This is a genomic window from Mycobacterium sp. (genome assembly GCF_044223235.1).
Lineage (GTDB): Bacteria > Actinomycetota > Actinomycetes > Mycobacteriales > Mycobacteriaceae > Mycobacterium.
This window is the reverse complement of record NZ_JBGAME010000003.1, coordinates 172044-196671: the sequence shown is the minus strand read 5'-3', so window position 1 is coordinate 196671 and position 24628 is coordinate 172044. Positions and strand designations below refer to the sequence as shown.

Annotated in this window: 25 protein-coding genes and 2 pseudogenes; 19 read left to right on the top strand and 8 right to left on the bottom strand. The window is 66.7% G+C overall.

Features of this window, described 5'->3' with window-relative positions; translation table 11 throughout:
- The first annotated feature begins 50 nt into the window (after positions 1 to 50).
- Together ADBZ6K_RS06690 and ADBZ6K_RS06685 are read left to right on the top strand one after the other, a co-directional pair.
- The gene (locus tag ADBZ6K_RS06690; RefSeq protein ID WP_526345095.1) at positions 51 to 956 is read left to right on the top strand and encodes a LysR family transcriptional regulator; all 906 of its coding nucleotides are present in this window, start codon (positions 51 to 53) and stop codon (positions 954 to 956) included.
- A 136-nt stretch (positions 957 to 1092) separates the two neighbouring features.
- Positions 1093 to 2782 (top strand): annotated as a pseudogene (locus tag ADBZ6K_RS06685) (IS1634 family transposase).
- 169 nt (positions 2783 to 2951) lie between these two features.
- On the opposite strand, the gene ADBZ6K_RS06680 reads toward ADBZ6K_RS06685, so the two are convergent.
- From ADBZ6K_RS06680 to ADBZ6K_RS06670, 3 genes are all read right to left on the bottom strand, one after another.
- Complete coding sequence (locus tag ADBZ6K_RS06680) at positions 2952 to 5381, bottom strand: CoA transferase (protein WP_526345273.1); 2430 nt, start codon at positions 5379 to 5381, stop codon at positions 2952 to 2954.
- A 174-nt stretch (positions 5382 to 5555) separates the two neighbouring features.
- On the bottom strand, positions 5556 to 7103 hold the full coding sequence (locus ADBZ6K_RS06675; protein ID WP_526345094.1) for a CoA-acylating methylmalonate-semialdehyde dehydrogenase: 1548 nt from the start codon (positions 7101 to 7103) through the stop codon (positions 5556 to 5558).
- 20 nt (positions 7104 to 7123) lie between these two features.
- Complete coding sequence (locus ADBZ6K_RS06670) at positions 7124 to 8284, bottom strand: iron-containing alcohol dehydrogenase (RefSeq protein WP_526345093.1); 1161 nt, start codon at positions 8282 to 8284, stop codon at positions 7124 to 7126.
- A gap of 196 nt (positions 8285 to 8480) precedes the next feature.
- Here ADBZ6K_RS06670 and ADBZ6K_RS06665 point away from each other — a divergent pair, with 196 nt between their 5' ends.
- The 4 genes and pseudogenes from ADBZ6K_RS06665 (at position 8481) to ADBZ6K_RS06650 (ending at position 10119) form a co-directional block, all read left to right on the top strand.
- Entirely contained in the window at positions 8481 to 9125 is a 645-nt protein-coding gene (locus ADBZ6K_RS06665; RefSeq protein WP_526345092.1) for a TetR/AcrR family transcriptional regulator, read from the top strand.
- Between the two features lie 77 nt (positions 9126 to 9202).
- The gene (locus ADBZ6K_RS06660; RefSeq protein WP_526345091.1) at positions 9203 to 9367 is read left to right on the top strand and encodes a hypothetical protein; all 165 of its coding nucleotides are present in this window, start codon (positions 9203 to 9205) and stop codon (positions 9365 to 9367) included.
- A gap of 280 nt (positions 9368 to 9647) precedes the next feature.
- A pseudogene (locus ADBZ6K_RS06655) lies at positions 9648 to 9845 on the top strand (transposase); the annotation flags it as partial.
- A 13-nt stretch (positions 9846 to 9858) separates the two neighbouring features.
- The gene (locus ADBZ6K_RS06650) at positions 9859 to 10119 is read left to right on the top strand and encodes a hypothetical protein (protein ID WP_526345292.1); all 261 of its coding nucleotides are present in this window, start codon (positions 9859 to 9861) and stop codon (positions 10117 to 10119) included.
- A 304-nt stretch (positions 10120 to 10423) separates the two neighbouring features.
- On the opposite strand, the gene ADBZ6K_RS06645 is transcribed toward ADBZ6K_RS06650, so the two are convergent.
- Positions 10424 to 10762: a transposase gene (locus tag ADBZ6K_RS06645; protein ID WP_526345090.1), complete on the bottom strand. Its 339-nt coding sequence runs from the start codon at positions 10760 to 10762 to the stop codon at positions 10424 to 10426.
- Positions 10763 to 11133: 371 nt separating this feature from the next.
- Between ADBZ6K_RS06645 and acuR the strand changes: the two genes are divergently transcribed.
- From acuR to ADBZ6K_RS06580, 13 genes are all read left to right on the top strand, one after another.
- Positions 11134 to 11766 (top strand): acrylate utilization transcriptional regulator AcuR, encoded by a 633-nt coding sequence (acuR, locus tag ADBZ6K_RS06640; protein WP_526345089.1) that lies wholly within the window; start codon positions 11134 to 11136, stop codon positions 11764 to 11766.
- 48 nt (positions 11767 to 11814) lie between these two features.
- The gene (gene acuI / locus ADBZ6K_RS06635; protein ID WP_526345088.1) at positions 11815 to 12798 is read left to right on the top strand and encodes an acrylyl-CoA reductase (NADPH); all 984 of its coding nucleotides are present in this window, start codon (positions 11815 to 11817) and stop codon (positions 12796 to 12798) included.
- Between the two features lie 10 nt (positions 12799 to 12808).
- Positions 12809 to 13021 carry a hypothetical protein gene (locus ADBZ6K_RS06630; RefSeq protein ID WP_526345087.1) on the top strand — a complete coding sequence of 71 codons (213 nt, stop codon included), beginning with the start codon at positions 12809 to 12811 and terminating at the stop codon, positions 13019 to 13021.
- 710 nt (positions 13022 to 13731) lie between these two features.
- A complete protein-coding gene (gene fdxA / locus ADBZ6K_RS06625; RefSeq protein WP_526345086.1) occupies positions 13732 to 14076 on the top strand; it encodes a ferredoxin in 345 nt (114 codons plus the stop codon).
- A 156-nt stretch (positions 14077 to 14232) separates the two neighbouring features.
- Complete coding sequence (locus tag ADBZ6K_RS06620; RefSeq protein ID WP_526345272.1) at positions 14233 to 14976, top strand: HAD family hydrolase; 744 nt, start codon at positions 14233 to 14235, stop codon at positions 14974 to 14976.
- Positions 14977 to 15258: 282 nt separating this feature from the next.
- The gene (locus tag ADBZ6K_RS06615) at positions 15259 to 15600 is read left to right on the top strand and encodes an STAS domain-containing protein (RefSeq protein ID WP_526345085.1); all 342 of its coding nucleotides are present in this window, start codon (positions 15259 to 15261) and stop codon (positions 15598 to 15600) included.
- A 75-nt stretch (positions 15601 to 15675) separates the two neighbouring features.
- Complete coding sequence (locus tag ADBZ6K_RS06610; protein WP_526345084.1) at positions 15676 to 16170, top strand: ATP-binding protein; 495 nt, start codon at positions 15676 to 15678, stop codon at positions 16168 to 16170.
- Between the two features lie 52 nt (positions 16171 to 16222).
- Complete coding sequence (locus ADBZ6K_RS06605; protein WP_526345083.1) at positions 16223 to 16513, top strand: hypothetical protein; 291 nt, start codon at positions 16223 to 16225, stop codon at positions 16511 to 16513.
- Between the two features lie 35 nt (positions 16514 to 16548).
- Entirely contained in the window at positions 16549 to 18138 is a 1590-nt protein-coding gene (locus ADBZ6K_RS06600; protein ID WP_526345082.1) for a hypothetical protein, read from the top strand.
- A 90-nt stretch (positions 18139 to 18228) separates the two neighbouring features.
- On the top strand, positions 18229 to 18453 hold the full coding sequence (locus ADBZ6K_RS06595) for a hypothetical protein (protein ID WP_526345081.1): 225 nt from the start codon (positions 18229 to 18231) through the stop codon (positions 18451 to 18453).
- Positions 18454 to 18518: 65 nt separating this feature from the next.
- Entirely contained in the window at positions 18519 to 19730 is a 1212-nt protein-coding gene (locus tag ADBZ6K_RS06590) for an enhanced intracellular survival protein Eis (protein WP_526345080.1), read from the top strand.
- A 56-nt stretch (positions 19731 to 19786) separates the two neighbouring features.
- Positions 19787 to 21055 carry a competence/damage-inducible protein A gene (locus ADBZ6K_RS06585; RefSeq protein ID WP_526345079.1) on the top strand — a complete coding sequence of 423 codons (1269 nt, stop codon included), beginning with the start codon at positions 19787 to 19789 and terminating at the stop codon, positions 21053 to 21055.
- Positions 21056 to 21211: 156 nt separating this feature from the next.
- Complete coding sequence (locus tag ADBZ6K_RS06580) at positions 21212 to 22555, top strand: pyridoxal phosphate-dependent decarboxylase family protein (protein WP_526345078.1); 1344 nt, start codon at positions 21212 to 21214, stop codon at positions 22553 to 22555.
- 33 nt (positions 22556 to 22588) lie between these two features.
- On the opposite strand, the gene ADBZ6K_RS06575 is transcribed toward ADBZ6K_RS06580, so the two are convergent.
- The 4 genes from ADBZ6K_RS06575 to ADBZ6K_RS06560 form a co-directional block, all read right to left on the bottom strand.
- Positions 22589 to 23065, bottom strand: coding sequence for a macro domain-containing protein (locus ADBZ6K_RS06575; protein WP_526345271.1), 477 nt, complete (start codon positions 23063 to 23065; stop codon positions 22589 to 22591).
- 35 nt (positions 23066 to 23100) lie between these two features.
- Positions 23101 to 23472, bottom strand: coding sequence for an ACT domain-containing protein (locus ADBZ6K_RS06570; protein WP_526345077.1), 372 nt, complete (start codon positions 23470 to 23472; stop codon positions 23101 to 23103).
- A gap of 84 nt (positions 23473 to 23556) precedes the next feature.
- Positions 23557 to 24213: an MBL fold metallo-hydrolase gene (locus ADBZ6K_RS06565; RefSeq protein WP_526345076.1), complete on the bottom strand. Its 657-nt coding sequence runs from the start codon at positions 24211 to 24213 to the stop codon at positions 23557 to 23559.
- A 118-nt stretch (positions 24214 to 24331) separates the two neighbouring features.
- Complete coding sequence (locus tag ADBZ6K_RS06560; protein ID WP_526345075.1) at positions 24332 to 24583, bottom strand: hypothetical protein; 252 nt, start codon at positions 24581 to 24583, stop codon at positions 24332 to 24334.
- Positions 24584 to 24628: the final 45 nt, after the last annotated feature.

The following is a 24628-nucleotide window of genomic DNA, read 5'->3' as shown; positions in this document are numbered from 1 at the left end:
TTTCGGCACATCCATGTGCGCTCGGCGCACATGGATGGTTAGGGTGAACGATGCTTGATCCCGATGACCTTCGATACTTCCTCGACGTGGCCCGAACTCGGCGGCTGGTCGCGACCGCGAAAAGCCTCGGCGTCACCCACACCACCGTCGGCCGACGCATCAACGCACTCGAGCGAGCACTCGGCAGCCGCCTGTTCGACCGCGACCCCTCCGGGTGGGTCCTGACCGACGCGGGACATGCGTTGCTGGTCCACGCCGAAACGATCGAATCCGCGTTGTTGGCCGCGATGGAGGGCGCGGCGGCAGGCGGCGGACGCCTATCGGGCACGGTGCGCATCGCCACCCCCGATGGATTCGGTGCGTTCATCCTGGCACCCAATCTCGCCGATCTCGCCCACCAGAACCCAGAACTCGACATCGAAATCGTCACCGCGACAAGACATGACATGCTCGCCACCCGTGGGTTCGACGTCGCGGTCACGCTGGAGCGGCCGAGCCCGCGTTCGGTGGACATCTCCGCCCTTGCCGACTACCGCCTGGGCCTCTACGCCACACCCGGATACCTACAGGACCACCCCCGCATCAACCACGTCGCGGACCTGCATCACCACACGCTGATCGGCTACGTCGATTCCGTCCTCGACGTTCCGGCGTTGCGCTTCCTAGACGAGGTCCTGCCGGGACACCGCACGCACCTGCAAACGAACAACATCACCGGCCAATGGAATGCGACCGCGGCTGGATTGGGGATCTCCGCCCTGCCGCAGTACATCGGGGATCTCGATCCGCGCCTGGTGCGGGTGCTGGCCGACGAGGTCAGCGTGCAACGCAGATACTGGCTCGTCGTCCCCTGCGAGTTGCAGCGCCTAGCACGAGTGCGCGCAGCCGTCGCCACGCTGCGCCAGATCTGCGCCGAACACCGCGGATTGATCAGTCCCGACTTCCGCAGTTCGTAGGCATTTTCGGGTTCGCGCAGACTGAAATGTGCTGGTCGGGGGCTTTCGGGGTCACCGAATAGGCAAGTTCGCGTAGGCACACGACACCGCGTGTGTCGCTGCACTGTACCAGCGGATATGTGTTAACCGTGTAGGGGTGTACCTGCGGGAGACCAAGCGGCGCAACCGCGACGGGTCGACGTGTCGTATCTGCAGTTGGCGCACAGCGAACGACACCCGGTCACCGGGGTGCCCTCGGCGAAGGTGATCCACAACTTCGGGCGCGCCGAGGCGGTGGACCGCGACGCGCTGGCCCGGCTGGTCGCCTCGATCTCGCGGTTTTTGGGATCCTCAGCAGGCGATCGCGGCTGCGCACGCCGGTGTGATCGAGGTCCTGGAGGCGCGTCGCTTCGGCGGGGCGTGGCTGCTGGATCAACTGTGGGCACGGCTGGGCGTCGGCGCGGCGTTGCGCCGGGTTGCCGCCGACCGGCGCCTCGAGGCCGCGACCGTGGAACGGGTGCTGTTCGCGCTGGTGGCGCAGCGGGCGCTGGAACCGGGCTCCAAGCTGGCCGCCACCCGGTGGGTGGCCGAACGAACCGCGGTCACCGACTTGCCCGGGTTCTCCGACGATGCGGCGTATCGGGCGATGGACTTCCTGCTGGCGGCCCTGCCCGAGATCGCGGCGCGGATCTTCGACTCGGTGGCGCACCTTTTGAACCTCGATGTGGACATCGTGTTCGTGGATTCGAACTCCACTTACTGGGAGGTCGACGGCGCCGACGAGCTGGCCGAGTTGCAGTCCGAACCCGAACCCGACGACGGGTTGGGCACCGCGGTCGAGGGTGGGGCGCGCCGGTTCGGGCTGTCCACCGACCGCCGCGAGGACCTGCCGCAGTGGTGATCGCGATGGCGGTCACCCGCGATGGGATCCCGGTGCGCTGCTGGACCTTTCCCGGTGACACCGGTGATCAGAAGATCATCCGCACCGTCAAAGACGACCTGGGATCGTGGAACCTGCGCCGGCTGGTGTGGGTGGCCGATGCCGGGTTCGCCTCGGCGGCCAACCACGCCTATCTGACCCGCGGCGGCGGGCACTACCTTCACGCCGAGAAGCGCCGCCGCACCAATGCCGGTGCCGCCGCCGCGTTGGCCCGCCCCGGCCGCTACCACACCGTGGCCGACAACCTGCGCGTCAAGGAGGTCCGGGTCAGCCCGGGCGGCGGTGGGCATGACGGCGCCCGCGCCGAGCGGCTCGTGGTGTGCCACAACCCCGAGGCCGCTGCCCGTGACGCCGCCGTGACGAACTGGTCGGCTCGCTGAAAGCCAAGCCGGGGCTGCGCCGGTTGTTGCGGCGCACCAAGGCCGGGCTGCTGCGCATCGACCGCGCCGCCGCGGCACGCGAGACCCACTATGACGGCAACTGGCTGCTACGCACCTCCGATCTCACCCTCACCGGCGAGGATCTGGCCGCCGCCTACAAACAGCTGCTCGCCGTCGAACGCGGCTGGCGGGACTGCAAAACGAGCCTCGGGCTGCGCCCGGTCTACCCTCACCGCGAGGACCGCATCCACGCCCACGTCCAACTATGTTGGCTGGCACTGCTGCTCATCCGGGTCGCCGAAACCCGCATCGGTGAAACCTGGCGCAACCTGCGCCACGAACTCGACCGCATGCACCTGGCCACCGCCGACGGCCGCGTCGCCCAACGCTCGGCCCTCACTGGCGGTCAGAAAACCATCCTGGCCGCCCTCGACCTGCCCGAACCCCCCCAAAATACCTCGACTTCACACCCGACTTCGACATCGACATCGACATCGACATCGACACCAAACAACAACACCAAGTAACCGCCCGCCGCAGCACCGAGTCGTATAGTCACACGACCCAAACCGGCTCATTCCACGTTTGCGCTGATCAACGCCCAAATCCGGCGAACCGTGTGCCCACCATCTGCGGAAGTCGGGTCAGTCGCACCGGCTGACTTTTGTCGGACGCGCGCTACTGGGGTCGAGCACGTCACGACGGCAGGTATTCACTGCTCCAGCTCAGACTTACCTCGCCGGCCTCAATCATCTGGGACACGTCTGCGTCGGAATACTGCAGAGCAGCAAGTATTTCCGTAGTTGAGTTACCGTACTTTTCAGACGGGGCAGGGGCGACTATCGAGGCGTGAGAAGGGCGCACAGCGATGGGGTCGAGCTGTATCACCGTGTGACCGCTAGGGTGGTGCTCGAACCGGGAGAACGAATAGCTGGCGCCGTTGGCGACACCGGTTTCGCCATCTGCCTCTCGGCAGTACGTTTCCCGCAGCCAGCCGATGTCAACACATCGTGCGGCGCTGACGTCAGCCGAGTGCAGTGCATCTTCCCACCACCTTGCATCCTGGGCCAGGAACGCCGCTGTCAGGAATTCCTCGCGGTCCTTGACCGCAACGGTATCCAATTCAGCCAGTTCCGTGATCTTGGCTAGCCGCGCGAGATCCCCCTCTTCGGCAGCGAGCATGACGGTTTCACCGTCCCTGGCCTCGTAAAGCCGTTCCAGCGCTCCGTAACCGCGAGTAATGGGTCCGCTCGGCTCATCGAAGGGGGAACGCCCGTCGAAGTCGAAGAAGAAGGGGATTTGTGCGAGGCCCGTCAGCGCCGCCAAAGACGTCCGCGGCCGGTCGGCCCGTCCGGTGACCTGTCGGCGATAGAGGGCGACCCCGATTCCCAATGCCGCCGCGAACCCGCACATGACGTCGATGGTCCCGACGTGTGCGTGCTCTTCTGGGGTGTGCATTGCGCCGCCGAAGCGCAGCATGATGCCCGTGGCCGCTTGGATGAGGTCGTCATAGCCCAGGTAGTTGGTCCGTGGCCCTGCAAGCACGCCACTGAAGCAATCGAGTTGGCAGAAGATGACCTGGGGGTTGATCTTCTGGATGCTGTCGCGGTCCAGGCCAAGATTTTTCACCTGATTGTCCGTGGCGTTCCAGACCACGACGTCGACGGCGCGAATCAGGTCTTCCAACACCCGCTTTCCGCTTGTCGTGGTGAGGTCCACGAGTGCGGAGTGCTTGCCACGCATATGCGTCATCCCGAATACGACGGTGTTCCACGGGTCATAGAGCGGGCGGGCAGGATCGATCTTGATGACTTCTGCACCGAACCGCGTGAGGAACCCTGCGGAGTGAGGGCCGGCGATGACGTTGCAGAGGTCGAGTACTTTGACTCCGGTCAGCCACGGCTGACCGCGGCCGTCGTCGGCGCCGGGACGCGGCGGCCGCGGGCTCTGCCGGAGTGCGTGTAGAGCGTCGGCCACCGTCGTCCATCGCCGCGGCAACGGGCATGAGCTGCCCAGCGCGCTGTCGGTGAGCCATGCGATGGGTCCGGGCTGCGTCATCTGCCCGTACTCCGGGTCGACCAGGTCGACCGCCAGTCGGGATTGACGTACATGCGGGTCGTTGATCCATTCCCTGAGCCATCGCTGCGCCGCGCCGGGGAACTTGCCCTCGCCGAAGATGCGCTCCCACTCGTCGGCGGTCTTGGTGAGGAACACCGACTTCATCCGCGCGGCGATCTTGTCTGCCCATTCCTTCGGAAGCGGGTAGGACCCCAGCGATGCGCCGGTTGTCCACTGCGACCGTGGAAGGTAGACGTCGTCCTCTTCTTCAAGACCCTCAGCAATGAGTTCGTCGTAGATTCCCAGCGCCTGAAGGCATCGCTTGGCGTGGTATCGATGGCTGGGGCATACGACGTAGAACATCCGGCCGTCGGCGCATTCGTAGTTGCGGTAAAACGGGTCGAGCAGTTCTTGCAGATCGCCATAACTGACATCGAAGGGAAGTTGTTCCTTGCGTCGACGCTCGATCTCCAGTTCCCGTTGCGTCTTGTACCGATCGGGGTAGTTGTCGACGTGCAGCGAATTGTAGGCCAGGCCCTCCATGACCGCACTGGCCAAAGGCACCTCGATGTGATCCCCGTGTCCGGTGCGCTGACGCGAGAACAGAGCGATTGATACCGCTGCGGCGGCCATGGTTGTCGCGTACGCCGACGCCAGTGGAAGTGGGGAAAACGACGGGTTGACCCCCATCAGCACGCGGTTCAAGCCCATGTCGGTGAACACGCCCGAGGCCGCGGCGATAACGGATTCGAAAGCGCGCCAATCGCGTCGGAGTTGGTCATCGGAGGCGAATCCGGGCAGGGAGACGGTGATCAGATGCGGCATGACTGAACGCGTCTTCTCGAAGTCGATGCCGAGCCGTGATATCACGCCGGGCCGGAAGTTCTCGATGATCACGTCCGTTTCGGCGATGAGGCGATGGGCCTCGGCGAGTCCTTCACCGGTCTTGAGGTCAAGCGGGACGATGAGTTTGTTGCGATTGAGTACGGCGTTGGCGGGACTGTCCCACAGCGGGCCGTTCGGGTGTTCGACCCGAACGACCCGCGCACCGAGGTCGCCGAGGATCATCGCGACCGCCGGCCCCGCGACGTACTGCCCGAAATCGAGAACGTTGACCCCGGCCAAAGGCAGGTTCACTCGCTCCGGTGCCGAGGAAAGGTATTCGGAATCAGTCATTGAAATCGTCCCTTCACCACGATCGTATGCAGCAGATTCTTGCCCCGAGCGGCTTCTGCGGTGATGTCACTCATGGGTGGGCATGGCGAAGTCAGCGCGGACCTGGGTGTCGTTGGGCCAGCGGGTGGTGGCGGTCTTGTTGCGGGTATAGAAGCGCACGCCTTCGGGACCGTGGATGTGGTGATCGCCGAACAGCGATCGCTTCCAGCCGCCGAAGGAGTGGAATGCCATCGGGACGGGGATCGGCACGTTGATTCCGACCATGCCGGCCTTGACCCGGGACATGTAGGTGTGTGCGGTGTTACCGTCGGCGGTGAAGATTGCTGTGCCGTTGCCGAATTCGTGGTCGTTCACCAGGGTGAGCGCTTCCTCGAAGGATTCAGTGCGCACGATCGACAGGACGGGCCCGAAGATCTCCTCGAGGTAGATGCGCATCTGGGCGGTGACGTGATCGAACAAGGTGCCGCCGAGGAAGAATCCCTCGCCGGCCGTGGCGGGGATGTGCTGGCGGCCGTCGACGACCAGTTCGGCGCCTTCCTCTAAGCCGAGGCCGATGTAGGAGGCGACTTTGTCGCGGTGGGCTCCGGTGACCAGCGGGCCCATCTCGACGTCGGGGTCGACGCCGGGCCCGACCTTGAGGTCGGCCAGCGCGGCGACCAGTCGTTCGCGCAGTGCGTCGGCGGTGGCCTGTCCGACTGGCACAGCCACGGATATGGCCATGCAGCGCTCACCGGCCGAGCCGTAGGCTGCCCCCATCAATGCGGCCACGGCCTGGTCCAGGTCGGCGTCGGGCATGATGACCATGTGGTTCTTGGCGCCGCCCAGCGCTTGGACGCGCTTGCCGCAGGCCGAGGCGGTGGTGTGGATGTACTCGGCGATCGGGGTGGATCCGACAAAGCTGATGGCTTCGACATCGGGGTGGGCCAACAGTGCGTCGACGGCGATCTTGTCCCCGTGGACGACGTTGAAGGCGCCGTCGGGCAGTCCGGCCTGGCTGAGCAGCGCGGCCAGTTCCACCGACAGCGTGGGGTCCTTCTCGCTGGGCTTCATGACGAAGGTGTTGCCGCACGCCAGGGCGACGGGGAACATCCACATCGGGACCATCGCGGGGAAGTTGAACGGGGAGATCCCGGCCACGACGCCCAGCGGTTGGCGGAAGGTGACGCCGTCGATGGCGCGCCCGACGTTCTCGGAGAATTCCCCTTTGAGCATTTGCGGTATGCCGCAGGCGAATTCGACAACCTCCAGGCCGCGGGTCACTTCGCCGCGGGCGTCGGAGAGCACTTTGCCGTGTTCGGCGGTGATGATGGCGGCGAGCCGGTCGGCGTGCTGCTCGACGAGGTCGCGGAACCGGAACATCACCCGTGCCCGCACATGGGGCGGGGTCGTGGACCAACTCGGGAAAGCGCGTGCGGCGGCAGCGACGGCGGCGTCGACGTCTTCGACCGTGCCGAGGGCGACTCGGCCGGTGACCTGTCCGGTGGCGGGGTTGAAGACCTCAGCGCGGCGGGCCGTGTCACGGGCATCGCTGCGGCCGTCGATGTAGTGGTTGATGTCGGCAATGCGGCCGGCCGTGGTGGCGGTCGGTGCCGTGGTATCGGTGGTGGTGCTCATGATGTCGGTGCCTTTCGGTATCAGCGGTAGATCTGGGCGTAGAGGTCGCGGATCTGTTCTTCGGTGGGGACCAGGGGGTTGTTGTCGGGTGAGCCGGAAGCCAGGGCCTGCTGGGCCATCAGCGGTATGAGGCTGTCCCAATGGGACTTATCGATGCCATAGGCCTTCGGGGTGGGCACGTGCACGTCAGCGCACAATTCGCTCAGCGCGGCCACAAGATTGTCGGCCGCGGTGGCGTCGGTGTCGCCGTCGGTGGCGACCCCCAGCGCGCGGGCGCAGTCGGCGTAGCGGGCTTCACCGGCACGCACCGAGAACGCGGTGATCGCTGGAAGCAGCATTGCGTTCGACAAGCCGTGCGCCACGTGAAAGTGCGCCCCGATGGGTCGGCTCATCCCGTGCACCAGTGCCACGCTGGAGTTGGAGAAGGCGATGCCCGCCTGGGTGGCCGCGAGCATCATGTGCTCACGTGCTTTGGCGTCGTTGCCGTCGCGGTAGGCCCTGCGCAGATATTTGCCGATCGTGGTGACGGCGACCAGGGCCATGCTGTCGGCGAACGGGTTGGCCTTGCGGCTGACGTAGGCCTCGATGGCGTGGGTGAGGGCGTCCACGCCGGTGTCGGCGGTCAGCCGCGCGGGCATCGACACCGTCAGCTCGTAGTCGATGATCGCTGCGACCGGGAGGAACGCCAGACCCGGGCAGAGCATCTTTTCGTCGCTGACGCTGTCGCTGATTACCGTGAACTGCGTTGCTTCCGAACCGCTTCCCGCGGTGGTCGGCACCGCGATCACCGGCAGGGCGGGTCCGACGTTGTTCCGCGGCGCCTTGTAGTCCCGCATCTGACCGCCTTGGCGTGCCAACAGCCCCAAAGCCTTGGCGGTATCCATCGGACTGCCACCGCCGAAACCAATGACCGCGTCGGAGCCGTGTTCGGCGATCGCGGCCAGCCCGGCGTGCAGCGAGTCGGTAGTGGGGTCGGGCACGGTGCCGTCGAACAGTCGCGGCGACGATCCGGCCGCCTGCAATGTCTTGATCATCTGTTCGGCGGCGCCGGTACCCACGAGGAACGCGTCCGTGACGACCAGCGGCCGCGACAGTCCGAGACTGGCGACGACTTCGCCGATCTGATCGACGGAGCCTGCGCCGACGCGCATCATCCGAGGCAGTGCAATGGGTGCAACCATAAGGGGTTCTCCTAGGGATCATCTCGACGATGCGGAGGTCGCCGGCCGCAACCTCGATTGTGTACAATAATATGGCATTATTGGCTTGTCAATGGGCGATTCACACTTCGATACGACCGGACGGCGAGCGCAATCCCAGTCACCGCGGGCGCCTACTGGCCACCGATATGCTGGTATTCCCGAGAATGGAGGGCGAATGCCAATCGACGAGGATGTCAGCACCGCCGCTGCAGCGGCCGAGGAGGATCCCGTCGTCGCAGCCAACCGCGCCTCCATCCTGGAGGCTGCACAGCGGTTGATCGCCGTACATGGTATCGAGAAAGTTCGCCTACGCGACATCGCCCAGGAGGCGGGGGTGTCGATCGGCAAGATCCAGCATCTGTTCGACACCCGCGACGTTGTGATCGACGAGCTGCTCAGAACCATGAGCGAACGCCGCGCAGCCGAGTGGTCACGTGTCGCCGACCGCATCGACGACCCCCGCGCGAGGATGACCTCACTACTCGAACAAGCTGTGGCAGAACGTGAACGATGCCTCATATGGCTGGCGACACTGTCGTTGGCCAGCCGCCAACAGCAATACCTGCCCAATGTGTCGCACACATACGACACCTGGCGAGCCACCCTCACCGAGGTGATCGAATCCGGGGTGACTGCAGGCGTCTTCGCCCCAACCGCCGCAGTGCACGACGTCGCCGATGCGATCATCTGCGTCATCGACGGCCTGATGACGACGGTAGCGGTCGATCTGAATGGCTATACCACTGAACGGAATTCACACCTGTTGCGCCATACCGCAGGACTGCTGCTGGGCACCTCGCTCGACCAGACGCAGCCCTGATCCGCACGCACCTCCGTTTTCCGGCGGCTCGCCCTGCCGCACTGCCGAGTCGAGAAGGATCCTGACCCTCACCAAGGATGCGCAGCCTACTGGGCAATGTGCTGCTCACCCGCACGCAGATCAGTGCTGCCCGTCACACACCGCAGACTCAGATCGCCGGGCGGCCCATCCTCACCTACCACGTCGACGTCGTGGAAGTGCTCGAGCGCTACCCCGGATTTTTCGTTGAATGTCGCCGGTGATGGCGTGTAGATAAGCGAAAGTGCCTGTCCTGCAAGGGATAATTGGACTTCTCTAGGGTTCAAATATTCCTACGGGAAGGCACTTCGCCAGTGAAGAATATCGCGGTTGCATCACAGGTGAAAGTGTCCGACGTGCCTCACCTACTTTGAGCGCGTGGCCGGTGGTGGTGCCTCGCCTATTTTGAGCGCGTGGCCCGGAAGGCTTGCCGGATGTGGAAGGCAAGATCGACATGGCTGCCGTGCGGCAGGTGACCAATAAGCTGCGAATCCAGTACCGCATGTGATCTCCACCATCCCCGGCATCGGCGGATTCACCGCCGGCGTAGTGGTCGCCGAGACCGGAGCCGACATGACCAAATTTCCTACCGCCCAACATCTTGCGTCGTGGGCGGGCACGACGCCGGGCAACAACGAATCGGCCGGCAAGGTGAAATCGCGGCGCACCCGACCCGGCAATCCCTACCTCCAAGGAGCACTGGGGCACTGCGGTGATGTCGATCTCGCACACCCGCGACACCTACCTGGCGGCCAAGTATTGCCGCATCGTTGCCCGCCGCGGCCCCCTGCGGGCCAACGCCGCCGTGCAACGCGCCCTCCTGGTCGCGATCTGGAACATCGCCACCACCAACACCGGCTACCGCGATCCCGGCAGGGACTACTTCACCCGGCTCAAGCCCCAGAAAGCGCGAAACGACGCCGTCCGCCAACTCGAAGCCATGGGCTACCACGTCACCCTCGAGGAGCGGTCCTGACCGCTCAACACCGAAGGCACCTAACGTCAACCTTCTCGTCAGGTCAGCATCATTCAGGCGCGCGGGCCTGTCGCAATCGACAGTTCCGCTGTACCTGGCGGCATTGCAACGAGCCCAAGTGGTCACTTCGCAACGTATCGGTCCATGGAACTACTACAACCGTCACGAGGAGTACATCTCCGCCTTCTTGGAAGCACTGCACGCACAGATCTGAACGGTACGACCGTCGTAATGCCTCAAGTCAAGATGCCCGCGAAAGGTGATCGATGCCTCAAGTAGGGACGCCCGCGAAACGGGCCCCGGGTCAGACGGTCTTGGTCCGGATGCCTTTGCGGACGTCGGGGAGGGCGGTCGGGATGCTGGCGAGGTAGAGCTGTTCGGTTTTCTCCTTGGCCAGCAGCAGGAGCCTGTTCTGCAGGTCGGCGATTTCACGGCCGATCTTGGCGGGGTTGAGGCTGTCTCGGTAGGTGATGAGATCGCCCTGCTGTGTGGCGGCCAGTACCCGGGCGGCCAGCAGTCGTTGTAACGGGTTTGTGGGGCGTCGTAGAGGCGCCGGCGCCGGCCGTCGGCACTGCTTGGCATACCCGATCGGTTTGATGGTCGGGGTGAGGTAGTTGAGCCGGTCGTTGACCAGTTTCCACATTCGATTGAGCGCGGCCCGTTCCTCGGCGGTGTCGTAGCGGTAGTAGAACGCGTAATTGCAGACCAGGTGGTGGTGGTTCTTGGACTCGATAGTGGCCTGGTCCTGGTCGTTCTTCTTGTACGGGCGTGAGCGGGTGAAGTAGATACCCTTGCCCGCCCTTGTCTTTCGTCGACGCCTTCACATACGCCTTGGCGAACCTCGTCGTGATCTCGGCCCGTGACCCCATCGACAGCCAACTTCCCATGCCTGACCCTCGGTCACCATTTCGCGGGCATTCTTATCTGAGGCACCGAGGGAGTTTCGCGGGCAGTTTTCGTGAGTCAAGCCGCACCGATTGACTTCACTAGACGATCGGTCTAAATTATCGTTCCATGACCAGTACCCGGCGCCCAGCCCGTCGGGGGCGCCCGCCGAGGGCTGACCGTGGGTACTCGGACACCCGGGCCGCGTTACTTTCCTGCGGCATGGAGATCCTGACCGAACAGGGTTTCAGCGCCACGGGCATTGACACGGTACTCAAGCGAGTCGGCGTCCCCAAGGGGTCCTTCTACCACTACTTCGACAGCAAGGAAGACTTCGGTCTCGCGGTATTGGATTGCTACGCAGTCTATTTCGCACGCAAGCTGGATCGCTGGTTGCTCGATGAGCACACGTTGCCGTTACAGCGCGTGAGCAATTTCGTCGAGGATGCCAAGGACGGCATGGTCAAATATGAGTTCCGGCGAGGTTGCTTGGCCGGCAATCTCGGCCAGGAGATCGTGGTGCTGCCCGAGAGTTTTCGGCTGCGCCTCGAGGAGGTGCTGCTCGATTGGGAGCGCCGGTTGGCGGCCTGCCTCCGCCTCGCCGTGGAATCGGGGCAGCTGCCGGCCAAAACGGATTGCGACGCCGTCGCCGCATTTTTCTGGATCGGCTGGGAGGGCGCCGTTCTGCGGACCAAGCTGGTGCGCGACCTGCAGCCCCTCGATGTCTTCTTCGATGGATTTATCGCACGTGTCGCAGCGTGATTTTGTTGTGCCGATCGCTAGACGATCGGTCTAAATTAAGGGAGTGAAATGTTCAATGCGATCCTGATCGACGACGACGCCGCCGGCTATCACGCGGAGGTCCGTGAACTCGATGAGTCCCAACTGCCAGAGGGTGACGTCACCGTGCGTGTCGCCTACAGCACCCTCAACTACAAAGACGGTCTGGCCATCAGCGGGAAGAGCCCCGTCGTGCGCAAGTTCCCGATGGTGCCCGGGATCGACCTGTCCGGAACCGTGGAATCTAGCAGCCATCCCGCCTACGCAGTCGGCGACCGCGTGCTGCTCAACGGATGGGGTGTCGGCGAAACCCATTGGGGCGGATTGGCGCAACGTGCCCGGTTGCGGGGCGATTGGCTTATTCCCCTACCGGCCGGCATGAGCGAAGACCAAGCCATGGCGATCGGCACCGCGGGCTACACGGCCATGCTGTGCCTGATGGCCCTGGAGGATCACGGTCTGACACCCGGGCAGGGCGACGTCCTGGTGACCGGAGCCAGCGGCGGTGTCGGGAGCTTCGCGATCTCACTGCTGGCCGGACGCGGCTATTCGGTGATTGCGGCCACCGGGCGGACGGACGAAGCCGACTATCTGAAACACCTAGGGGCACAGTCCATCATCCATCGCTCCGAGCTGTCCGAACCAGGGCGTCCGCTAGCCAAGGAACGCTGGGCCGGGGCCGTCGATTCTGTGGGCAGCCATACGCTGGCCAACGTGTGCGCCGCCACCAAGTCGGAAGGCGCCGTGGCGGCATGTGGTCTGGCTCAAGGCATGGACCTACCGGCCACGGTGGCGCCGTTCATCCTGCGCGGTGTGAGTCTGCTCGGCATCAACAGCGTGACCCAGCCCTATGCCAAGCGGGTGACGGCCTGGAAACGGCTGTGCGACGAACTCGACCTCGCGCAGCTGCGGGAGATCAGCCAGTCCATCGGCTTGAGTGCGGCGATCCCGGCGGCACTCGACCTGCTGGCCGGCAGCGTCCGAGGCCGCATTGTGGTCGACGTCAACCGGTGAGCGGGTTGTCATGGCGATGCCAACGGTATTCAGCGACGTGGACGGGACTCTCTGCATCGGTGACGAAGTAGTCGACGGTGCCCCGTCGGCGGTCGCGGAGCTGCGGCGCACAGGATGCACGCTTCGCTTCCTGACCAACACCGACACTGTGCCGCCGGAAGACCTACGGAGCAACCCCGGCACCGGACTGACCCTGCGCTACAGCATCAAATCCCACCGATGACCGCACACCGATAACCGAGCTATGTCAGGAGTCCTGGGGTCAGTCGGTCGGCATCGCACCGTCGGCGTAGCTGCCGTCGACGAGCAGTGGTGCGCCGTGCTCTGAAAGGTAGGTGCGCTTCTCGGCGGGCACGGGTAGCGCCTTGATATGGCGCGCTGGCGTATGGACGCGACCGGTACGCGTCTTATCGCCAGGCGCCGCGCTGTGGCGCCTGGCCGGGTCGGCAAAGCGTAGTACTGCCGGCTACGCACCGCGGGGGCGACGCCTGAATGCCACCACGCTCGACACGACACGTGGGCGGCTACTCATCTGAAATCGCGGATGATGCTGGTCCCGCTCTTCAAATGAGAATTCCGCTGCCGCACATCCGAATTGCTTTTTGACACTTGCAGCGCCAGGCGCGGCCTGGGTGCGGGCCATGGCGCCAACAAACCGCCACTTTCATTGAGACACGACGGCCGGTGAGAACACCGACCGATCAGGCGCGACCCAAGTCCAAGGCTATCCGTGCCGCCACCTTCAATGGGAACCGACAACTGACCATGCCTTGCTCCTTCGGGCCGGTCGCCAGGGGTTATGTATGTCACTCTACATAGTCAGCGGCGGTCATGGCCAGGGGCATTTCCGCGCACCCGTAACGTGGCCAACGGCCCCCGCCGAGGGGACTTTCGGCCCCATCCCAGGACTCGCCAGGCCAATACGCTGCGCCCATGACCTATGTGATCGGTAGCGGGTGTGTCGACGTCGTCGACAAGTCCTGTGTCCAGGAGTGCCCGGTGGACTGCATCTACGAGGGCCGTCGGTCGCTGTACATCAATCCCGACGAATGCGTTGATTGCGGCGCGTGCAGGCTGATCTGCAAGGTCGACGCCATCTACTACGAGACCGACCTGCCCGACGACGAGCTGCGGCATCTGGCCGACAACGCCGCGTTCTTCACCGGCATCCTCCCCGGTCACGACGCTCCCTTGGGGGAGCCGGGCGGCGCCGCCGGTCTCGGACCGGTCGGCGTGGACACGCCGCTGGTAGCTGCGATGCCGCTCAGAACGGCCTGACCCCCAACGTCCTGGTGGCGTCCCTGACGCCGTCGCGTAGCGAGGGGTTCGCGCTCCGAAGCCCAAACCAGGGTTTCCTCGGTGTGCGATGCGGGCGGCGTCACGGATAGCATCGCAGCGGTGGGGACTGCGGCCGGCGATCGTGGGTGGAGGCGGATCAGTCGGCTGCGCACACCCGGCGATTCGGTCGACGAGATCGGATCGGGTGCAGGCGGGCCCGGCGTCGGGGCGTTCTTCGACCTCGACGGCACGCTGGTGGACGGGTTTACCGCCACCGCACATGCCGGCGACCGGATCCGCCGCAGGCAGGCCGGGATCGGCGAGATCCTCGGCGTGGTCGAGGCCTCGGTGCGATATCGGCTCGGCCGCATGCAGTTTGAACGGCTCATCGGCCGCGCCGCCGGATATCTTGCGGGCGAATCGCTGACCGAACTCGACGAGCTGGGCGAGCGCCTGTTCGTGGAGCGGGTAGCGGCTCGCGTGTACCCACGCATGCGCGACGTCGTGCGAGCCCATCAGGACCGCGGCCACACGGTGGCGCTCAGCTCGTCGGCGCTGACCATTCACGCCGAACCCGTCGCCAGATTTCTCGGCATCGACCATGTGCTGTGCAATCGCTTCGAGCTCGACGACGTGGGCCGGCTGACCGGAAGCGTCGTGAAGCCCGTCGTCTGGGGCCCGCAGAAGGCTGCGGCGGTGCAGGAATTCTGCCTGGCCCACGACGTGGCGCTGGGCGGCAGTTATTTCTATGCCGACGGAGACGAGGACGCCGCCCTGATGCGGCTGGTCGGGTATCCGCGGCCGGTCAATCCCCGGTCCGGGCTGGCCGCCGTCGCCGCTGAACGGGGCTGGCCGGTGCTGCAGGTCAGCGGCGCGGGCCGCGGCACGCGCGGACCCTGACTGCCCCTGAGCGACTCGCTGCGTTCGCCACGCGTCCGCCTGTCCACCGGACCTGGTTTAATGGGTTCCCGGTTGCGTACGCTGAGGTCATCATCGGCGCTGCCCGGCGACTCAAGAATGTGAGAATCGGTCGCCGTGGGAAGTCTTGCCAGGTTCAGCCTGCAGCCTAGCGAGCACGAGCTGGCGTTGGGCTGCGCATCACATGATTGCTGCCCACGCGGGAGGTGCACCTTGGAGGAACAGAGCGATGGCTCGACTACGACCCCGTCGGGCGCCGGGGCGATGACCTGTGTGACGAGTGAGCAGTGGAGCGACCGGGTCGGCGTCGTCGCGGTGACCGGTGTCGTAGACATGCTCACCGCCCCGGTGCTGGAAGACGCCATCCGCACTGCGCTCGGCAAGGATCCGGTGGGTCTTGTCATCGACCTCAGCGAGGTCGAGTTCCTGGCCTCCGCGGGTATGGGCATCCTGGTGGCCGTCCACGACGAGGTCAGCCCGGAGGTCAGGCTGGCCGTCGTCGCCGAGGGACCGGCGACCAGCCGCCCGCTGAAGCTGTTGGGTATCGCGGACATCATTCCGCTGTACTCCACCGTCGATGAGGCCGTCGCCGCGCTGCGCGCGTAAGACCGGCAGAAGGCCGCGGGAAGGCGCAGGAAAAGGGCATGGGAAGCGGCGTGATGGGGTATGCCGCGAGATGCCATGATCGATTCCGTGCCCTCCACCGACGTCGCCGATCCGGAGCGTTTCGAGCGGACCGGGGTAGCCGCGGACGCGGAGGGCGCCGGACGCACACGTGAGGCATTCGCCCGGTGGCTGGCGGACTTCTTCGTCCTCGACCCGACCCGGTCCAGCGATCTAGTCCTGGCAACCAACGAGGCGCTGGCCAACGCGGCGGAGTTCGCGTACGTCTCGGCCGACCGGCCTGGGACCATGGACCTGCTGGCACACTATCGCGCCCAGGACGGGACTCTGACGGTGACGATCGTCGATCAGGGGGCGTGGCGGGTGCCCGACCCCAACCCGGCCACCCGTTTGCGCGGGCGGGGGATTCCGCTGATGCAGGCACTGACCGACCGGACGACGATCGAGCGGACACCCGAGGGGACGCGGGTGTGCCTGGAGTGGTCGGATGTGCCGCGCCGGCACGATGATGGCTCGATGCAATCCGCGTTTGCCGGACCGATAGACCGATAGAAGGGGGCCACCCATCTCGATCGGCGGACGGGCCAGAGCGGCGGTCGCCGTCGTGCTGTCGACACTGCTGCTCGTCGCGGTGGGCGCAGGGGACATCGCCGGACCCGCTCGCCCCGAGCCGCGGCCTGCCACCGTCGAACTGGCCGACGGGTGGCGGCTGAGCTCGGCGCGGGACGTGCCCGACGGCGGATCCGACCTGTACCACCTGAGTCTGGAGTTCCTGGAGTTCAATCGGGTGACGGCGGCCACCGATCTCTCCGGTTCGGGATCCGCTCCGTCACCGCGCACCGCGACGACGACGACCGGTTCCCGTATCTGGGCACCGGCGGCAACTTCTACCTGACGGTCAACGGCAGGAACTTTCCGGTCCGTGGCGCGGTGTACACACCGGATCTGCTGTATCGCTATGACCCCGAACGCGAGAGCACGATCCTGCACTATGTCAGGGATCTCGGGCTGAACATGGTGCGACTGGAGGGCAAGTTCCCCGGCGACCACCTCGTCGAGGAGGCCGACGCGGTCGGCATCCCGCTGATGTACGGCTGGATGTGCTGCAACCAGTGGGAGAAGTGGACGCAGTGGGACGACGAGGACAACCGCGTTGCGCAGGACAGCCTGCGCTCGCAGATCCTGGCGCTACGGTCCCACCCGTCGGCCTTCATCTGGGCCAACGCCAGCGACGGCAAACCGCCGCCCGCAGTGCTCGGCGCGTACCGCGCGATCCTGTCCGAACTGCGCTGGCAGAACGCCGTCGTCGACACCGTCTCCTCCTTTGCCCGTGATGCCGAAGGCCGCCCCGACTGGGACGGCATCCACATGGCAGGCCCGTACAGCTGGCGACCGCCTAGCTACTGGTTCAGCGGACGCTACGGTGCCGCGCAGGGGTCGACGGCCGAGCAGGGCGACAACGAGCACATCCCCCCGTTCGCCAGCCTGCGCCAGTTCATTCCGCCCGACAAACTGTGGCCGATCAACGATGACTGGTCCTTCCACGCCGGTTCGAACGCAAGCAACGCGGCGCTCATCAGCATCCGCCGGGCCGTCGACCGCCGCTACGGTCCGTCCGGAAGCGCCGAGCAGTTCGCGCGCAAAGCCCAACTGGCGCACTACGAATCGACCCGGGCGCAGTTCGAAGCGTTCGCGGCACTGGGTTGGCCCACGCACAAGATGACCATCTACTGGATGCTCAACAACCACTGGCCGTCGTTCTTCGGCCACCTCTTCGACTACTACCTGCGACCCGGCGGGGCCTACGTCGGCGCCAAAAAGGGCCTGCGCCCTGTGTCGGTCGTATTCGACAGCTACGCGACGGGCGACCATCAGCGGGCCTACGTCACGGTGGTGAACCAGACCCCTTCGGACACAAGGGATCTGCGGGTCCGCGTGCGTGCCTATGACCTGCGCGGAAGGCTACGCGACGACCACACCGCTGACGCGATCAGCGTTCCCGCCGGGGGAGCGGTCCAGGCGATGACCGTGCCGCGGCCGGCCGACGATTCGCCGGTCTTCTTCGTGCGCTGCGACCTGTACGACGGCGCGGGACGCCTCCTCGCCGACAACGTCTACTGGCAGTCGCAGCGCCGCGACGATGTCGGCGATCCGCTCAACGACACAGCATTCGAACTCAGGCAGGTCAGCTGGGCCGACGTTACGGCGCTGAACAGCATGCGCCCGGCGGCGCTGCAAGTCAGCGCCCGCGTCACCGCCGATCGCGACCGCGTCACGATCGGCCTGCACAACACCACTCGCGCCATCGCCTTCTTCACACGAGCCGAGGTCACCGCCACACGCGACGGCGACGAGATCCTGCCGATCGAATACACCGACAACTACGTCACCGTGTTCCCCGGTGAGACCGTCGACCTCGAGGCCGACCTGGCCGACTCACCGATGGCACCGCACTTCGTGCGGGTCACGGGGTACAACACAGCACCGGTCACGGTCCCGATCGATCCCGGGGTCCGCTGACCGGCCGGCCCGGGGAGACCCCCGCGGGCGCCGCGAGGTTGCGCGGCGGTTGGTACTGTCGCAGCGGCTTCATCACAGGAGGTAATCCGCATGGACACAGTCGACGAGCGGCAGGGTCTGAACCAGGCCGCCGAGGAGTCCGGGTGGGAGCGCCGAGACCTCGATCGCGTCGACGTCTTCGCCCGCGGCGCCAGCCGCATCAGGGTGATCTGGCGCGGGAGCGAAGCCATCAGCGGAGCGTCGATGTACACCGACGACATCCTCGCGTCCTACACCCGGGACATCTCGACCGTGACCGGCTGGCTGCGGCGCTGACCGCCCCGCGCACCCGTGAGAAAACCGGGTGCGCACGGCCGGGGTGCTGTGGCAGCCTCGATCCCGTGAGCGCGCCGGTCACCCCACGAATTCCGGACGTACGCGGCGTCGACGACGACGACTGGCCTGCGGTCGAGTTACTCGACGCCACCTGTTTCGGCTCCTTCGAACTTTCGGAGGCGCTGCCCGCACTGCGCACGATGATGCCGCCCGGCAGCGGGGTGGTGGCCCGCGACGGCGACGACATCGTGGGTGTGGCGATGTTCCTGGACCTGCAGATGACGGTCCCGGGCGGCGCGGTACTGCCCGTTGCGGGTGTGACGCTGGTGGCCGTGGCACCGACACACCGCAGACGCGGGCTGCTACGCGCGATGTTCACCGAGCTGCATGCGCGGATCGCCGGCGGCGCCTACCCGGTGGCGGCGCTGACCGCGAGCGAAGGCGGCATCTACGGGCGTTTCGGCTACGGCCCGGCGACCGTCGAGCACCAGCTGGAGATCGATCGTCGATTCGCGCGATTCCACGCCGACGCGCCCGATCCCGGCGGGGTGCGGATGGTGGCCGCGGCTGCGCACCACGAGGACTTCGCCGCCATCTACGACCAGTGGCGACGGAGTACGCCGGGCGGGCTGCTGCGTCCCCGGGCGCTGCTCGACGATCACCTGGCCGACCGGGAGAGCCAGCGCGGCGGCGGTAGCGCACTGCACGCCCTGTTGCACCCCGACGGGTTCGTCGTGTACCGGGTGCACCGCGACGACGTGCGAACGGTGCGGATCGACGAACTCACCGCCGCAACCGCGGATGCCCACGCCGCGCTGTGGCGGGCGATCCTCGGCCTCGACCTGATCGAGAAGGTGGTCATCGCCACCCACCCTGCCGATCCGCTGCCATACCTGCTGACCGACGCAAGGGTCGTCCGCACCACGTCGAGCCGCGATGACCTGTGGTTGCGGATCCTCGACGTCCCCACTGCGCTGCAGGCCCGCCGCTATCGCTGCGACCTGTCCACCGTCGTCGAGATCACCGACGGGTTCCGCAGGGACGGTGGACGATTCGCGCTGGACGTGCGCGAAGGGCGGGCGCGGTGCGCGCCGACCGACGCGCCCGCCCGCCTGCGCATGGGCATCGACGTCCTCGGCAGCCTCTACCTGGGTGGGCATCGCGCATCCGTCATGGCGGCCGCGGGCCGGATCCGCGGCGCGGACGCGGAGCTCCTGGGTGTGCTGGACGCGGCCTTCGCCACTGAGGTGCCCGCGGAGCTGGGCTTCGGGTTCTGACCCGGCCCGCCCGGCACCACCGCGGGTGGTGCCGCGCGGGCCGTAGGCTTCACGTCGTGAGTGCGCGCGCGGGCATCGTGGTCACGGGAACCGAAGTGCTGACCGGCCGGGTCCAGGACCGCAATGGTCCGTGGCTGGCCGACCGGCTGCTCGAACTGGGCGTCGAGCTCGCGCACATCACCATGTGCGCCGATCGGGCCGCCGACATCGAAGCGCAGCTGCACTTCCTGGCCGCCCAGGGCATGGACCTCATCATCACCAGCGGTGGTCTCGGCCCGACCGCCGACGATATGACCGTAGCCACCGTCGCGCGGTTCTGCGGCCGTGAGCTGATCCTTGACACCGCGCTCGAGGATCGGATCGCGGCCATCCTGCGGCGCCTGATGGCGCGCTTCAGCGGGGTCGATTTCGAGACGGTGCGCGCCGCCAACCGCAAGCAGGCCCTGGTGCCAGACGGCGCGGTGGTCCTCGAACCCGTCGGCACCGCACCGGGTGTCGTCATCCCCGGACGTCCGACCGTGGTCGTCCTGCCCGGCCCGCCGCGCGAACTGCAGCCGATGTGGTCGGCGGCGGTCGCGACGGAGCCGGTCGTGGAGGCGCTGGCCGGGCGCACGATCTACCGGCAGGACACGGTGCGGATATTCGGTCTGCCCGAGTCGGGGCTGGCCGACACCTTGCGGACCGCCGAAAAGCAGATCGAGGGCTTTGACCGCCTCGAGATCACCACGTGCCTTCGGCGCGGGGAGCTCGAGGTGGTGACCCGCTACGAGCCGCACGCCGAGGAGGTCTACACCCGGCTGGTCGATCTGCTGCGCGACCGGCACGGACCTGAACTCTTCTCGGAGGATGGTGCGCTCGTCGACGACCAGGTCGCCGGGCTGTTGACCGGGCGCCGGATCGCGACCGCGGAGTCGTGCACGGGGGGCTTGCTGGCGGCTCGGCTGACCGAGCGCGCAGGGGCCTCGGCGTATGTCGCCGGCGGGGTGGTCGCCTACGCCAACGATGCGAAAACCGATCTGCTTGGCGTGGAGCCGGAGCTCATCGCCGCCAACGGCGCGGTGTCCGAGCGAGTGGCCCTGGCGATGGCGCAGGGCGCCATGCGCAGGTTCGGCGCCGATACGGCGGTCGCGATCACCGGCGTCGCGGGTCCCGGCGGGGGCTCGGAGGAAAAACCGGTGGGAACTGTGTGCTTCTGCGTCACCCGCGCCGACGGTCCGCCACTGACGCGAACCGTCCGGCTGCCCGGCGAACGCGCCGACATTCGTGAGCGCTCCACGACGGTCGCGATGCACCTGGTGCGGCGGGTTCTCGGCGCTGTCGGATAGCTGCGCAACGACCCTGTCCCGCAGGGTGTTTGCCGATGAACACGCCTGCCGAACACCGCTGGAAACGCCGGCTCGAAACACCCTAAAAACACCAAAACCCGGCGGTCGGTGCTGCCAGACTCGAAGAGGCCGGTACCGCCGAGGAAGGGACGTGCCATGCATGAGGTAGACCAGACCACCGAGCAGATGGTCCGCAGTGTGCTCGCCTACGCGGAGAACCGGCTGCGGATGAACCCCGTCCCGCTTGATAAGGGCACCCTGAGCGCCGAGGATCTGCACGAACGCCTCGACGGACTGATCCGGGAAACGCCGCGGCCGCCCGACGAAGTGCTCGGGGTGTACACGTCGGTGATCGCGCCCAGCGTGATCTCGGCCGACAGCCCGAGATTCCTCGGTTTCATCCCGGCCGCACCGACCAAGGCCGCCCTCCTGTTCGACATGCTGGTGTCCTGCGCCTCGATCCAGGGCATCTCCTGGTTGGAGGCCTCCGGCGCGATCGCCGCGGAGAACAGTGTGCTGCGGGTCATCGCCGACGAGGCGGGGTTGCCGCCCACCGCGGGGGGATGTTTCGTGGCGGGGGGCTCGGCGGGCAATCTGTCCGCGCTGGCGGTGGCCCGTGAGACGGCCAAGGCGCGCGGCGCCACCGGGCGCCAGCGGGTGGTGGTGGGATCCGACGCGCACTCGTCCATCGTGAACACGATGCGGCTGCTGGAGATGGACGCGATCGTCGTCGAGACGCCCGACCACCGGCTGACGGCCGACACCGTCCGCGCGGCCGTGCCGGAGGGGGAGCCCGACATCGCCGCGGTGGTGTGCACCTCGGGGACGACGAACGCCGGCATCATCGATGATCTGGCCGGCGTCGGGGCGCTGGCCCGCGAGCGCGGCTGGTGGTTCCACGTCGACGGGGCCTACGGCGGGTCCGGGATCTTCGCGCCGTCGCTGCGGCCGAAGTACAACGGGCTGGAACTTGCCGACTCCTTCATCCTGGACCCACACAAGTGGCTGTTCACGCCGTTCGACTGTTGCGCGCTGCTCTACCGCGATCCGCAGCTGGCCAGGACGACCCACACCCAGGACGCGTCGTACCTCGACGTCATCCACACCTCCGACGGCGAGTGGAACCCGTCCGACTACGCCTACCACCTGACCCGGCGGGCACGTGGCCTGCCATTGTGGTTCTCGCTGGCGGTGTACGGGCTGGAGGCCTACCGGATGGCCATCGAGGTGGCCGCGTCACTGGCCGTACGCACCGCCGAGGTGATCAAGGACAGCCACCACCTGGAGCTCATCCGCGAACCCGACCTCGGTGTGGTGCTGTTCCGCAGGCTGGGCTGGAAGCCGGAGGACTACGACGCCTGGGCCACCCGTCTGCACGAGGACCAGGTCGCGTTCATCCCGCCCACCAAATGGGAGGGCGAAACCGTGGGCAGGTTCGCGTTCCTGCATCCGGACACCTCGTTCGACGTGGTGCAGGAAGTGCTGGCCAGGACGGAGTGACCGCCAGGGATCGTCCAGCGCACGCCTGCCGCGTCAGGGCGTGAGCGCCGCCGCGAACGCCCGCTCGGCGGCGTCGCCGTGCACCGCGAACACCACGCGCTGCAACGTCCGCGGCCGATGATCGCGCACCGCGGCGACCATCAGCGCCGCCGCCTCATCGAGCGGAAACCCGCCGACGCCGGTGCCGAACGCCACCAGCGCCAGCGATCGGCAACCCAGGTCGTCGGCTTTGCGCAGGGCAGACCGGGTGGCGCGCTCGATGATCGCACCCGACGTCGGCCCACCCAACTCCATCGTCGCGGCGTGGATCACGTACCGCGCCGGCATGTCGCCTGCCGTCGTCTCCACCGCGTCGCCGAGGCCGATCGGCGCCTTCTGCACCGATTCGCGTTGCAGCGCAGACCCGCCCGCCCGGGCGATGGCTGCCGCGACCCCGCCGCCGTGGCGCAACTCGGTGTTGGCCGCGTTGGTGATCGCGTCGACGTCGAGCCGGGTCACGTCGGCCTGCATCACCTCGATCTGAAGTCCGCCGATCTGAACGCCGCTCACGCCAGCGCCTCCTTCGCGGCGGCGAGATTGTCGGCGGCCAGTACCAGACGGGTGCTGGTGGCCAGGTAGGCGGTGGTCAGATTGACATTCGCCGCGCCGAGCCGGTGGGCCACCTCGCCGAGCGCTCCGGGCTTGTCCGCGATGGGGAGCACGATGACCTCCTGCTCCGCGGCGATGGCGATGCCCGCGCCCTGCAGCGCTTCGAACGCAGCGGTCGGATCGTCGACGAGGATGTGCACCTCGGCCTGCCCGCCCGCGCTGAGCGCACAGAGCCCCGAGATGTTGGCTCCGGCGCGGCCAAGAACGTCACCGACCCGGGCCAACTCACCGGGCTCGTCATCGAGGTACAGGGTCAGATCGGTGGCCATCGCGAGCCCCTTCCGTGCCGCTCCCACTCACGGTATCGGCTTTGCGGGGCGTATCCGCCGGGAATCCGCGACGGACCCGACGGTTCAGCGGCTCACCGGCACACTCGACATGGCCTCCGCGATGCAGGCCGACCACCCGCGGCCGCCGCCGACCCCGTGCACCGCGGAGTCGCCGGCGTATGCGCTGGAGATCACCAGGTCGGGATCCAGGGTGGCCAGTTCCTCCAGGCTGGCGGTCAGCTGCGCCGGATCACCGACGCCGGGGATGACGAACGTCGACCAGCGCCCGTCATCGCCGACGAACATGGTGTCGCCGACGAACAGGTAGGTTTCGCCGCCGGATCCCGCGACCAGGTAGGACGTGCTGCCCGGCGAATGTCCCGGTGTCGGGATCACCTCCACCCCGTTGGCGTCGACGTGTCTGCCGCCCAGCGGCACATCGATGTGGGCGTGGCGACCGATGGTCAACAGTTCCGCGGCGCCCGCGTGCAGCGTCGATCCGAACGTCTCGGCGATGCGGGTCAGCATCGGGCCTGCCTCGTCCTGGTGCGACAGATACTGATCTCCCACACCGCCGAGGGCGGCGATGGCGTCGAAGTCCGCATCGGTGGCGGGGCAGTAGAAAAGGAGGTTGCCGCCCGGTCGCGTCCACAAGTAGGCATGGGTGGTCAATCCAGGAAAGGGGCTGTCAGTGCGGGTTTCCCAGAGGTCGGGGCGGATCTGTCGAATGGAGTTCGTCATGTCCGCAGTGTTCTGCCTCAACCATGGTTGAGGTCAAGGACGCTTTCAGACCTCCGAGTCGCGGTTCCACACCGCGCCGAGCTGTCGCATGCGCGCGGCCGCAGTCAGCGACCGAGCATCACACCACCCGGCGGGCCGACCTGCCCACCTCGTAGCCGGCCGGGAAGGATTTCTCGATCACCCGGAGCACGTCGTGCGCCTTGGACTCCAGTTCCAGCACCACGCAGGTGTCCCCGACGGCCTTGGACTCCAGCACGATGTAGTGCTCGCCGCCGCCGTTGACGTCGGTGATCGGGTCGCCCGACCGCAGTGATTCCACCGGCACGAGTTCGTGGGGATGTTGACTGGACGTGCCCTGGTGCGTCTCCACGCCGCAAACGGTAGGCCATATCGGCCCTGCGGAGGGCTGGTTTGG